Origin of the sequence: Nocardioides malaquae (genome assembly GCF_015070385.1) — a bacterium.
GTDB classification, from domain to species: domain Bacteria; phylum Actinomycetota; class Actinomycetes; order Propionibacteriales; family Nocardioidaceae; genus Nocardioides; species Nocardioides malaquae.
On the sequence record NZ_JADCSA010000014.1, the window covers coordinates 18,881 to 30,227 of the forward strand.

The 11,347-nt window shown below is 70.4% G+C and carries 13 protein-coding genes; 4 read left to right on the forward strand and 9 right to left on the reverse strand.

The genetic code is table 11. The features are described from left to right. Positions 1 to 6 precede the first annotated feature (6 nt). Complete coding sequence (locus IEQ44_RS13315; RefSeq protein ID WP_193638954.1) at positions 7 to 1,452, reverse strand: glycine hydroxymethyltransferase; 1,446 nt, start codon at positions 1,450 to 1,452, stop codon at positions 7 to 9. Positions 1,453 to 1,791: 339 nt separating this feature from the next. Here IEQ44_RS13315 and IEQ44_RS13320 point away from each other — a divergent pair, with 339 nt between their 5' ends. The 4 genes from IEQ44_RS13320 to IEQ44_RS13335 all read left to right on the forward strand — a co-directional run bounded on the left by IEQ44_RS13320 (position 1,792) and on the right by IEQ44_RS13335 (position 5,236). Continuing rightward, positions 1,792 to 3,489 carry a nitrite/sulfite reductase gene (locus IEQ44_RS13320; protein ID WP_193638955.1) on the forward strand — a complete coding sequence of 566 codons (1,698 nt, stop codon included), beginning with the start codon at positions 1,792 to 1,794 and terminating at the stop codon, positions 3,487 to 3,489. Between the two features lies 1 nt (position 3,490). Continuing rightward, positions 3,491 to 3,655, forward strand: coding sequence for a hypothetical protein (locus tag IEQ44_RS13325; protein WP_193638956.1), 165 nt, complete (start codon positions 3,491 to 3,493; stop codon positions 3,653 to 3,655). After that, positions 3,652 to 4,398: a phosphoadenylyl-sulfate reductase gene (locus IEQ44_RS13330; RefSeq protein ID WP_193638957.1), complete on the forward strand. Its 747-nt coding sequence runs from the start codon at positions 3,652 to 3,654 to the stop codon at positions 4,396 to 4,398. Before IEQ44_RS13325 ends, IEQ44_RS13330 begins: the two co-directional genes overlap by 4 nt. 94 nt (positions 4,399 to 4,492) lie before the next feature. Next, positions 4,493 to 5,236 carry a sirohydrochlorin chelatase gene (locus IEQ44_RS13335; protein ID WP_193638958.1) on the forward strand — a complete coding sequence of 248 codons (744 nt, stop codon included), beginning with the start codon at positions 4,493 to 4,495 and terminating at the stop codon, positions 5,234 to 5,236. Between the two features lie 11 nt (positions 5,237 to 5,247). Here the strand turns inward: IEQ44_RS13335 and IEQ44_RS13340 are convergent, their stop codons facing one another. The 8 genes from IEQ44_RS13340 to IEQ44_RS13375 form a co-directional block, all read right to left on the reverse strand. Next, positions 5,248 to 5,628, reverse strand: coding sequence for a DUF3037 domain-containing protein (locus tag IEQ44_RS13340; protein ID WP_193638959.1), 381 nt, complete (start codon positions 5,626 to 5,628; stop codon positions 5,248 to 5,250). Beyond that, positions 5,621 to 6,385 carry a HipA family kinase gene (locus tag IEQ44_RS13345; RefSeq protein ID WP_193638960.1) on the reverse strand — a complete coding sequence of 255 codons (765 nt, stop codon included), beginning with the start codon at positions 6,383 to 6,385 and terminating at the stop codon, positions 5,621 to 5,623. Before IEQ44_RS13345 ends, IEQ44_RS13340 begins: the two co-directional genes overlap by 8 nt. Continuing rightward, a complete protein-coding gene (locus IEQ44_RS13350) occupies positions 6,382 to 7,239 on the reverse strand; it encodes a PPK2 family polyphosphate kinase (RefSeq protein ID WP_193638961.1) in 858 nt (285 codons plus the stop codon). The genes IEQ44_RS13345 and IEQ44_RS13350 overlap by 4 nt, the downstream gene beginning before the upstream one ends. A 7-nt stretch (positions 7,240 to 7,246) precedes the next feature. Next, entirely contained in the window at positions 7,247 to 7,879 is a 633-nt protein-coding gene (locus IEQ44_RS13355; protein ID WP_193638962.1) for a regulatory protein RecX, read from the reverse strand. A gap of 17 nt (positions 7,880 to 7,896) precedes the next feature. Then, positions 7,897 to 8,952 (reverse strand): recombinase RecA, encoded by a 1,056-nt coding sequence (recA, locus tag IEQ44_RS13360; protein ID WP_319804674.1) that lies wholly within the window; start codon positions 8,950 to 8,952, stop codon positions 7,897 to 7,899. A gap of 178 nt (positions 8,953 to 9,130) precedes the next feature. Continuing rightward, positions 9,131 to 10,426, reverse strand: a complete 1,296-nt coding sequence (locus IEQ44_RS13365) for an MFS transporter (RefSeq protein WP_319804675.1) — start codon at positions 10,424 to 10,426, stop codon at positions 9,131 to 9,133. Next, complete coding sequence (locus IEQ44_RS13370) at positions 10,423 to 10,617, reverse strand: DUF3046 domain-containing protein (protein WP_193638964.1); 195 nt, start codon at positions 10,615 to 10,617, stop codon at positions 10,423 to 10,425. The genes IEQ44_RS13365 and IEQ44_RS13370 overlap by 4 nt, the downstream gene beginning before the upstream one ends. A 67-nt stretch (positions 10,618 to 10,684) precedes the next feature. Then, a complete protein-coding gene (locus tag IEQ44_RS13375; RefSeq protein WP_227487465.1) occupies positions 10,685 to 11,338 on the reverse strand; it encodes a DinB family protein in 654 nt (217 codons plus the stop codon). Positions 11,339 to 11,347 lie beyond the last annotated feature (9 nt).

The following is an 11,347-nucleotide window of genomic DNA, read 5'->3' on the forward strand; positions in this document are numbered from 1 at the left end:
CTCCGCTCAGGAGAGCTCGAGACCCGGGTAGAGCGGGTTGGCGTCCAGCAGCTCGGCGCTGCGGGCCCGCACCCGGTCGGCCACCCCGTCGGCCGTGGTGAAGGTGGCCTTGGAGGGTGCGCCGGCCTTGGTGGTGCCCGGCTCGGTGTGCTTCAGGACGTCGACGATCATCTCGGCGACCGTGTCGAACTCGTCGTGGCCGAAGCCGCGGGTGGTGAGCGCGGGCGTCCCCAGGCGGATGCCGGAGGTGTACCAGGCGCCGTTGGGGTCGGCGGGCACCGAGTTGCGGTTGGTGACGACACCGGCCTCGAGCAGGGCCGACTCGGCCTGGCGACCGGTGAGGCCGAAGGAGGAGACGTCGACGAGCACCAGGTGGTTGTCGGTGCCGCCGGTGACCAGCTGGGCACCTCGCTTGAGGAAGCCGTCGGCCAGCGACTGGGCGTTGTCGGCCACCTGCTGGGCGTAGGTCTGGAAGCCCTCGGTGCGCGCCTCGGCGAACGCGACGGCCTTGGCGGCCATGACGTGGCTGAGGGGACCACCGAGCACCATCGGGCACCCGCGGTCGACGCTCGGGGCGTACTCCTCGGTCGCGAGGATGAAGCCACCACGCGGACCACGCAACGACTTGTGCGAGGTCGAGGTGACGACGTGGGCGTAGGGCACCGGGTTCTCCTCGCCGGTGAAGACCTTGCCCGCGACGAGACCGGCGAAGTGCGCCATGTCAACCATCAGGGTGGCGCCGACCTCGTCGGCGATCTCGCGCATCTTGGCGAAGTTGACGCGCCGCGGGTAGGCCGAGTAGCCGGCCACCAGGATGAGCGGCTTGAACTCCTTCGCCTTCGCGCGCAGGGCGTCGTAGTCGATCAGACCCGTCTGGGGGTCGGTGCCGTACTGGTTCTGGTGGAACATCTTGCCGGAGATGTTCGGGCGGAAGCCGTGGGTGAGGTGACCGCCGGCGTCCAGGCTCATGCCGAGCAGGCGCTGGTTGCCGAGCTCGTGGCGCAGCTTCTCCCAGTCGGCCTCGGTGAGCTCGTTCATGTTCTTCACCCCGGCGTCGCTCAACCACGGCCCCTCGACCCGGTGGGCCAGGATCGCCCAGTAGGCCGTGAGGTTGGCGTCAATGCCCGAGTGGGGCTGCACGTAGGCGTACTCGGCGCCGAAGAGCTCGCGGGCGTGCTCGGCGGCGAGCGCCTCGACGGTGTCGACGTTCTGACAGCCCGCGTAGAAGCGGTGACCGACGGTGCCCTCGGCGTACTTGTCGCTGAACCAGGTGCCCATGGTGAGGAGGACGGCCGGGGAGGCGTAGTTCTCCGAGGCGATCAGCTTCAGAGAGCCGCGCTGGTCGGCGAGCTCCTGCCGGGTCGCCTCGGCGATCCGGGGTTCGACGGAGGCGATCACCTTCAGGGCGGCGTCGTACGCAGAGCTCGCGGTCGCGGCAAGAGAGTCGGTCATGGGTCCAAGAGTAATGAGGTCGTCGGACCTCCTCCATTCCCGGTCGACACCGCCGTGTGACGTGCGCCTCACGGGTGGTCGCTGGGCCGCGGGGCGTACCCAATTTGGTGTCCACATATTGGACCTCTAGATCACATGATGAGATTTGAAGTTGTGGCAACCGTGTCCGCACGATGAGACTCGCCGCGTGATCAGCCGAGCAACGCACAAGCACCTCGTGGCACGACGCCACGTGGACCTCATGCGTATCGGCAGCATGACCTGTTGGACCCGCTGACTTCGAGCCCACCCGCCTTCGTCGCTCCCGCCGGAGCACCTCAGCGCCTCTAGGACCACCGCATGACTGCCACTCCTGCTCCCGCCCGCCCCCGCCGCAAGCGCGGCGAAGGCCAGTGGGCCCTGGGCTACAGCGAGCCCCTGAACAAGAACGAGCAGAGCAAGAAGGACGACAACCCGCTCAACGTCCGCAGCCGCATCCTCGGCATCTACTCCCAGCGCGGTTTCGACTCCATCGATCCGTCCGACCTGCGTGGTCGCTTCCGGTGGATGGGTCTCTACACCCAGCGCGCCCCCGGCTTCGACGGCGGCAAGACCGCCCAGCTGGAGGAGGAGGAGCTCGACGACCGCTACTTCATGATGCGCGTACGCTCCGACGGCGCGATCCTGGACGCGGCGGCCTTGCGTGCCCTGGGCAGCGTCTCGGTCGACTTCGCCCGCGGCACGGCCGACATCACCGACCGGTGCAACATCCAGTACCACTGGATCGAGATCGAGTCGGTGCCGCAGATCTGGGAGCGGCTGGAGGCAGCCGGCCTGAGCACCATCGAGGCCTGCGGCGACTCTCCGCGTCCCTTCCTGGGCTCGCCGGTCGCCGGGATCGCCAAGGACGAGATCATCGATGGCACCCCGGCCCTGGAGGAGATCAAGCGACGGGTGATCAACAACCCCGAGTTCTCCAACCTGCCCCGCAAGTTCAAGACCTCGGTCAGCGGCCACCCGAGCCACGACTCGGCGCCGGAGATCAACGACGTCTCCTTCGTCGGCACCGTGCACCCCGAGCACGGCCCCGGCTTCGACCTCTGGGTGGGTGGCGGCCTGTCGACCAACCCGATGCTGGCGCAGAAGCTGGGCGTCTGGATCCCGCTCGACGAGGTTGCCGACGCCTGGGAGGGCGTCTGCGGGATCTTCCGCGACTACGGCTACCGCCGGCTGCGCTCCCGCGCCCGGCTGAAGTTCCTCGTCGCTGACTGGGGCGTCGAGAAGTTCCGCGAGGTCCTCGAGGGCGAGTACCTCGGCCGAACCCTGGTCTCGAACCCGTCGCCGGCATCGCCGACCCAGCAGTCCGACCACGTGGGGGTGCACGAGCAGAAGGACGGCAAGTACTACATCGGCGCTGCCCCCGTGGTCGGGCGGATCAGCGGAGAGGTCCTGCTGGGCCTGGCCGGGGTCGTGGAGAAGTACGGCCTGCGCGGCGTACGGCTGACCGCACACCAGAAGCTGGTCGTCCTCGGCGTGGAGCCCAGTGACACCGAGGCGGTCGTGTCCGACCTGCGTGCCGTCGGTCTGGAGGCCCGCCCCTCCAACTGGCGGCGCAGCACCATGGCCTGCACCGGCATCGAGTTCTGCAAGCTCGCCATCGTCGAGACCAAGGCCCGGGCAGCTGCCTTGATCACGGAGCTCGAGCAACGCTTCCCCGAGCTCGACACCCCGATCACCGTCAACGTCAATGGATGCCCCAACGCCTGCGCCCGCACGCAGTCGGCCGACATCGGCCTCAAGGGCCAGCTCGTGATGGACGACGCCGGCAACCAGGTCGAGGGCTTCCAGGTGCACCTGGGCGGCGCGCTGGGCCTGCAGGCCAACTTCGGTCGCAAGCTGCGGGCGCACAAGGTGACCTCGGCCGGCCTCGACGACTACGTCACCGTCCTCGTGCGCAACTACCTCGCCGAGCGCGGCGAGGGCGAGTCGTTCGCCAGCTGGGCCGCCCGCACCGATGAGGCCAACCTCCGCGGTGACCACGTCCTGGAGCCGGTCTGAGATGACGAGCCGCTCCCAGCCCAACCACTGCCCCTACTGCGGCGACGAGAACCTGTGGCCCCGTGAGGCCGAACAGGGGCTGGCCGCGTGGGAGTGCAGGGCCTGCCTGCGCTCGTTCGTCCTGAAGATGCTGGGCACGATCCCCCGACCTGGAGCGACGTCGTGACGACCGAGACCACCACCGCCGCGCGGGCCTTCCGCGGCACGCACACCGAAGGCCGCTCGCCCGAGGAGCTGCGCGAGCTCGTCTCCCACATGGGCGCCGAGCTGGAGCTGGCTCCGGCCGAGGACATCATCGAGTGGGCCTTCGCCACCTTCGGCGAACGCTTCTGCATCACCTCCTCGATGGGTGACTCGGTGCTGGCGCACCTGGCCTCCAGCGTCGCGCCCGGCATCAACGTCGTCTTCCTCGACACCGGCTACCACTTCGCGGAGACGATCGGGACCCGCGACGCCGTCGAGGCCGTGCTGGACGTCAACCTGATCACGATCACCCCGCCCCTCACCGTCGAGGAGCAGGACGCCCAGTACGGCAAGGACCTCTACCGCACCGACCCCGACCTGTGCTGCAAGCTGCGCAAGGTGCAGCCGCTGCAGGAGACGCTCGACGGCTTCGACGCCTGGGCCTCGGGTCTGCGGCGCGCCGAGACCCGCAACCGGGTGAACGCCCCCGTCATCGGCTGGGACGCGCGACGCGGCAAGGTCAAGGTCTCGCCCATCGCCCGCTGGAGCGACGAGCAGGTGGAGCAGTACATCGCCGACAACGGCGTGCTCGTCAACCCGCTCGTCTACGACGGCTACCCCTCGATCGGCTGCTGGCCCTGCACACGACGCGTCGCTCCGGGTGATGACCCGCGCAGCGGTCGATGGGCCGGCACCAACAAGACGGAGTGTGGAATCCACTCCTGACGCTCCACCTGCACGCTTGCTCCACCCGCAACACCCACTGGATCGACAACGGCGTCGATGCACAGCACACCACTGGAGAATGGGAGGCTCTGTGATGGCTGCTCCTGCGCTGGTTGCACTGGCACACGGAAGTCGCGACCCTCGGTCCGCGGCGACCGTCAAGGCCTTGGTCGAGGAGGTCCGACGGATGCGTCCGGACCTGCGGATCGAGACCGCGTTCCTCGGGCTCTCGAAGCCGTCGTTCACCACGACGGTCGACAAGCTCGTACGAGCCGGCTACGACGAGATCGTCGTCGTGCCGCTCCTGTTGACCGAGGCCTACCACGCCAAGGTCGACGTGCCCGAGGCCGTGGCCGAGGCCATGAGCCGCCACGCCGGTCTCCAGATCCGCGCCACCTCGGTGCTCGGGTTGGAGGCCAGCTTCCTCGACGTGCTGGACATCCGGATGCGAGAAGCCCTCAAGGAGCACCGGGTACGCGAGCTGGACGCTCTCGTGCTGGCCTCCGCGGGTTCCTCGGACCCGCTGGCCAACCAGTCGGTGGCGCGTCTCGCCCGGATGTGGGGGGCTCGGCACAAGCTGCCCGTCACGGCTGCCTTCGCCTCGGCGGCGCCGCCGGCGTCCGGCGAGGCCGTGCGCGCGTTCCGGGCACAGGGACGTCGCCACATCGCCGTCGCCTCGCTCTTCCTGGCCCACGGCCAGCTGACCGACCGCGCCACCGAGCTGGCGCTGGAGGCCGGCGCGGTCGCGGTCTCGGAGCCGCTGGGGGCTCACCCCGAGGTGGCGCGCACGATCCTCGCGCGCTACGCGGTGGGCGCCGTCGAGCTCGTGCCGGTCTGACAGCCCCGGCGTCAGCCCACCAGACGCTCACGCAGGTGAGCGAGGGCTGACGCCGGGTCGGCCGTCACACCCCCGTGCACGGGTCCGGGCTGCACCACGGTCGACTTGGGCGCCTTGAGGAACCCGAAGCGCTGACCCAGCGGCCGAATGGCCGCCTCTCCGCCGCGGGCGTCACCGGCGCAGACGCCGGCCACGAACTCGAGGGCTGCCACGACCCGGTCAAGGTCGAGCCCGGGAGCGAACGTCGCCAACCGGTCACGGTCAACCTGCCACGCGACGTCGAGGTAGTCGCTCTCCTGGCAGTAGAGCACCACCCCGACGTTCACGAACTCCTCGCGCTCCGGGCGCGGCACGCAGCGCAGCACCACGTACTGGTAGCAGAACTCACTCATCGTCGCTCCCCAGAAGCCAGGAGCTGCCCTCGAGACGAGCGCTGAGGAAGTCGACGTAGGCCTGACGCAGCTCGTCGGGCGTGGCACCCGGCGTGGAGGTCAGCCACTCGTCGGGCACCTCGGCCACGATCTCGGCGAAGACCTCACGCGAGAGCAGCGCACGCGCCCGGGCGTCGGCGTCCGCCACCCGGTCGAGGTGGCGTCGCAGGACGTGGTCGCTCGGGTCCCAGGGCTGGGCGGCGAACCTGGCCGGGTCGGTGATGCCCCGGCTCCAGGCGTGGTGGAAGTAGAGCGAGGCACCGTGGTCGATGACCCAGACCTCACCGTGCCACACCAACAGGTTGGGGTTGCGCCAGCTGCGGTCGACGTTGGCGGTGAAGGCGTCGAGCCAGAGGATCATGCCGTGGTCGGTCGCCTCGGCCTCGACGTCTCCGTCGAAGCCGAAGGCGCCCGGCAGGTAGTCGACGCCCAGGTTGAGGCCGATGCTGGCCATGAGCAGGTCCTGCACCTCCTCGTCGGCCTCGTAGCGAGCGATCTGGCGGTCCAGCTCCAGCGTCACCAGCCTTGGGGTGCGCAGTCCGAGACGGGCAGCCAGCTGACTGACCAGCACCTCGGCCACCAGGACCCTGACCCCCTGTCCGGCACCGGAGAACTTGCAGACGTAGGTCCCCAGGTCGGCCGCCTCGACGATGCCCGGCAGGCTTCCCCCTTCGCGCAAGGGGGTGACGTAGCGGGTGACCGCGACGCGCGGAATCACTGGATCTCCACCTCAGCGAGACGTTGGCGTTCGGCCTCCACGTCGAAGTCGGCCCGTGGCCACTCCAGACCCATGAGCGCCAGGGTGTCGCGCAACAGGGCCGCCACCGCCAGGTTGCGCAGCCACTTGCGGTCGGCCGGAACGAGGTGCCAGGGAGCAGCGTGGTGGTTGGTTCTCTCGAGTGCGACCTCGTAGGCCTCCTGGTACGAGCTCCACAACGCCCGGTCGTCGACGTCGCTGGGCGCGTACTTCCAGTGCTTGTCGGGGTTGTCCAGGCGTTTGAGGAGGCGCTCCCCCTGCTCCACGGCGCTCATGTGCAGGAAGCACTTGACCACCGTGACGCCCTGGTGCACCAGCTCGCGCTCGAACTCGACGATGGCGTCGTAGCGCCGCTCCAGCTCTTCGGGGTCGACGAGGCCGCGCACCCGCGCGGCCAGGACGTCCTCGTAGTGGCTCCGGTCGAAGACCCCGATGTGGCCGGGGACGGGGAGGGCCTTGCGGATCCGCCACAGGAAGTCGTGCTGCAGCTCCTCCTCGGTCGGCGCCTTGAAGGCCGTGATCTGGAGGCCCTGCGGGTCGACGAGGCCCAGGGCCTTGCGGATCACCCCTCCCTTGCCGCTGGTGTCCATGCCCTGCAGGACAAGGAGGACGCGACGCTCGTCGCCGACGGTGCGGCGCGCCCACAACCGCTCCTGCAGGTCGGCGAGCTCGACCCCGATCGCCGCCAGCGACGCCTCGGCGTCGGCCTTCTCGCCCGAGTAGCCGACGGTGGCCGCCGTGTCGTGCTCCGAGAGCCGGACCGGCCCCTCGGGGAGACGTAGGACAGAGGTGTCGAACGGTTCGGGCGGTGTCATGGCGCCATCATGGCGCACCCTCGGCGAAGTCGTCGTCGGGGTCGGCACCGCTCGCGTCGAGGGCTTCACGCACGACGGCGTAGGCCATCGACGCCGAGTAACCCTTCCGAGCCAGCATGCCGACGAGGCGACGGGTCGCCACCTGGCGGTCCAGGCCACCCATGGACCGCATCTTCTTCGCCACCAGACGGCGGGCGGCCGCGGCCTCGTCCTCCGGGTCGATCGTGGCGACGGCGTCCTTGATGATGGCGTCGTCGACCCCCTTGCGGCGCAGCTCCTGCGCGAGGGCGCGCCCGGCCAGCCCCTTCCCGGACTGGCGGTGATCGACCCACATCTGCGCGAACGCCTCATCGTCGACGAGGCCGACCTCCTCGAAGCGGTCGAGCAGCCGGTTCGCGATCTCCTCGGGCACGTTGCGCTGGGCCAGCTTGTCGGCCAGCTGCTTGCGGCTGCGGGCCTGTCCCGTCAGCTGGTCGAGCAGGATCTTGCGCGCCACCTCCTCCGGGTCGGCGGCAGGCCCCGCCCGGACGGGGTCCTCGGGAGGCTCTCCCGTCCAGGCAGCCACACCTGCGGCGACGTCACCGCGCCACGCCCCGTCACCGGGACCGGGGCGATCGCCACTCCCGCGGGTCGGGCTCATCGACTCACGCCCCCGACTCAGAAGTCGTCGACCCCGATGGGCTCGTCGGAGAGGTCGTCGACCGGCTTGTCGACCTGCGGGCCGACGCCGAGCTTCTCGAGGATCCGCTTCTCGATCTCGTTGGCCAGGTCAGGGTTGTCCTTCAGGAACCCGCGGGCGTTCTCCTTGCCCTGCCCCAGCTGGTCGCCCTCGTAGGTGTACCAGGCGCCCGCCTTGCGGACGATGCCCGCCTCGACACCCACGTCGATCAGGCCGCCCTCCCGGCTGATGCCCTTGCCGTACATGATGTCGAACTCGGCCTGCTTGAACGGCGGGGCCACCTTGTTCTTGACGACCTTGACCCGGGTCCGGTTGCCGACCATCTCCTGGCCGTCCTTCAGGGTCTCGATCCGTCGCACGTCGAGGCGCACCGACGAGTAGAACTTCAGCGCGCGACCACCGGTGGTGGTCTCCGGCGACCCGAACATCACGCCGATCTTCTCGCGCAGCTGGTTGATGAAGATCGCGGTGGTACCGGAGTTGTTGAGGGCACCGGTCATCTTGCGCAGCGCCTGGCTCATGAGTCGAGCCTGCAGGCCGACGTGGCTGTCGCCCATCTCGCCCTCGATCTCGGCACGCGGCACGAGCGCGGCGACGGAGTCGATGACGATGAGGTCGAGCGCGCCCGACCGGATCAGCATGTCGGCGATCTCGAGCGCCTGCTCACCGGAGTCGGGCTGGGAGACGAGGAGGGCGTCGGTGTCGACGCCGAGGTTCTTCGCGTACTCCGGGTCGAGCGCGTGCTCGGCGTCGATGAAGGCGACGATGCCGCCGGCGGCCTGGGCGTTGGCGACCGCGTGCAGGGCCACCGTCGTCTTTCCGGAGGACTCCGGGCCGTAGATCTCCACCACGCGACCGCGCGGGAGACCCCCGAGGCCCAGGGCCACGTCGAGCGCGATCGCGCCCGTGGGGATGACCTCCAGCGGGGCACGGGTCTCGTCGCCGAGACGCATCACCGATCCCTTGCCGAAGTTCTTCTCGATGTTCGCGAGCGCCGCGTCCAGAGCAGAGCTCCGGTCGCCTCCGCTGGTCACGGGTGCCTTCTTCGCTGCAGCCATTGCAGTTCCCATCTCGTCGTCGTGGTTCAGGTACGTCTTCGACGCTAGAGCGAGCCACCGACAAGAAGCCTGATCAGCCTGTCGAGCTGTGGACGACCTCGCCCTGCGTCGTACCTGTGGACACGAGGCTACCCGAACACCTGTTCGACGTCTCTCAGGCGCGTCCCGCGTGTCGCGCCACGAACGCGGCGGCCGTGACCACCCCGAGGGCGAGCACCGCGGCATACGCGTTGAGCACCGGGTAGCCGAAGGTGCCCACGACGACGCCCGCCAACGCACTCGCCGCCGCGGCGCCCAGCATCATCGTCATGTCCGCCGTGCCCTGGACGCCCGCCCGGACCTCGAGCGGTGCGTGCTCGGCCAGCAGGGTCGAGGCGGAGATGGTGGCGACTGACCACCCCAGCCCCAGCAGGAAGAGTCCGGCGAAGATCTGCCACGAGCTGCCCTCCGGCGAGGAGCCGCTCAGCGCGAGCGAGACGAGCAGGACCGCTCCCCCCACCCCGAGGGTGCGACCTCGTCCCCACCGGTCGGCCACCCATCCCGCCACCGGGGAGAAGGCGAACATCCCGAGCACGTGCACGGAGATCACGACGCCGATCAGCCGGAGCTCCGCACCTCCGTGCTCCATGTGCAGCGGCGTCATCACCATCACGGCCACCATCGTGGCGTGGGCTCCGGTGAGCCCCGCGGTCGCGGCGACGAGCACTGGGTGCTGCCGAAAGGCCGCCCGCACGTCTCCCCCCGCGGCCCCGCGCCCGGCCACCACGGCGGGGCGCGGGCCTCCCTCGTGCCCGCCCGACGCGACGGCGCGCGCCGTCACCAGCGGGTCAGGGCGCAGGAGCAGGAACGCCAGGAGTGCAGCAGCCGTGGTGCCGGCGGCGCCGAGCACGAACGGACCGGTCAGGTCAGGCACCCCGAGCAGCGCGGCCAGGTCGACGGACGGGCCCGTGAGGTTGGGCCCCAGCACCGCGCCGATCGTGGTCGCCCACACCACCAGCGACAGGGCGCGGGCCCGGTGGTGCACGGGCGCCAGGTCGGTGGCGGCGTAGCGCGCCGCGCTGTTGGCTGCGGTGGCGAAACCGAGGAGCACCATGCCCGCCAACAGCAGGAGGGTGGAGCCGGCCACGCCCGAGACCACGGCAACGAGGGCTCCGGCACTGGCGGTCAGGTAGCCCGCCACCAGACCGGCACGGCGCCCGCGACGCGTCATCACCCGGGCCAGCAGGAAGGCGGCCACCGCAGCCCCGAGCACCTGGAAGGTCTGCGCCAGCCCGGCGACCTCCTCGGAGCCGGAGAGGTCGCGGGCGAGGAGCGAGGAGGTGGCGATGCCGATCGTGATGCCGAGGGCGCCGGTCGCCTGGACGCCGACGAGGCTGCCCACGGTGCGCCGCTGCAGTGCCGCGACGTCGACCGACGGGATGGTCGCGTCGCTCGGCAGGGGCGTCGTCACCGGAGCCGGTCCGGCAGCTCGAGGACCTGCCAGACCGCCGCCCAGACCTGCTTGGGGGGCACGCCGGCCGCGAGGGCCTCGGTGACGGTGCGCGACCCCAGCTCACCGATGACGAAGAGCTCGGCCCAGCTGCGTGACGACGCCTCCCCCAGCGCCTCGTCCATGCGTGCCCAGAACTCGGTGTGCCTCATGGGCACAGGCAACCACACCACTGCGCGCGGCACCGACGACGACCGGCCACCGGCGACCGGCGTAGGTTCAGTGCACGCCCGGCACCGGCCGGCCGACGTCGTGCACGTGGTGCAGCACGTCGTGGAGGTGGTATTGCCCGAGCGTGCGCACCGTGAACGCCGAGCCGTTGCTGCGGCGCCCGCGCCGGTCGTACGCCTCCGGCTGGACCGCGGACCACAGTCCGGCGACGTGTCCCCCGGCCTCGACGAGCTCGACGTCGACCGTCGCGGGGTCCTGGGCGTGGTAGCGCTCCTGCACGGCGGTGGCGTCCTGGTCCCAGTTCGGAAAGGTGGGGTCGTCCTGCTCCAGCATCGCGGTGAGCCGCTCGCCCATGGTGCGGTGCACGTCGCGCACGTGGCAGGCGTACTCGAGCACCGACCAGGTCCCCGGCTCAGGGCGTACGCCCGCCCCGCCGTCGCGCAGCGCCTCGCTGAGCGCGAGGGTCGCGTCGTGGAGCAGGCCGGGCAGGTCGGGCACCTCGAGGCGCGAGGCCTCCACCCCGCACTCGGGGCACGGGCGCTCCAGCACCCACGTCCAGTCCTTGGTGTCGGGCGCGGGGGCGACGGGATCCGGCGTGCTGGCGAGGGGTCTGTCATGCCCCCATGCAACCAGCCACAGCGACCGCGATCCAGCACCGTGGCGGCCCGGCTCGCGAGGGTTGAGTGTGGGTGCCCGGTGCAAGGATGTCTG

Coding starts and splice junctions, on each gene's coding strand:
- IEQ44_RS13315 (WP_193638954.1), bottom strand. CDS start 1,452: ATGACCGACTCTCTTGCCGCGACCGCGAGCTCTGCGTACGACGCCGCC.
- IEQ44_RS13320 (WP_193638955.1), top strand. CDS start 1,792: ATGACTGCCACTCCTGCTCCCGCCCGCCCCCGCCGCAAGCGCGGCGAA.
- IEQ44_RS13325 (WP_193638956.1), top strand. CDS start 3,491: ATGACGAGCCGCTCCCAGCCCAACCACTGCCCCTACTGCGGCGACGAG.
- IEQ44_RS13335 (WP_193638958.1), top strand. CDS start 4,493: ATGGCTGCTCCTGCGCTGGTTGCACTGGCACACGGAAGTCGCGACCCT.
- IEQ44_RS13340 (WP_193638959.1), bottom strand. CDS start 5,628: ATGAGTGAGTTCTGCTACCAGTACGTGGTGCTGCGCTGCGTGCCGCGC.
- IEQ44_RS13350 (WP_193638961.1), bottom strand. CDS start 7,239: ATGACACCGCCCGAACCGTTCGACACCTCTGTCCTACGTCTCCCCGAG.
- IEQ44_RS13355 (WP_193638962.1), bottom strand. CDS start 7,879: ATGAGCCCGACCCGCGGGAGTGGCGATCGCCCCGGTCCCGGTGACGGG.
- IEQ44_RS13370 (WP_193638964.1), bottom strand. CDS start 10,617: ATGAGGCACACCGAGTTCTGGGCACGCATGGACGAGGCGCTGGGGGAG.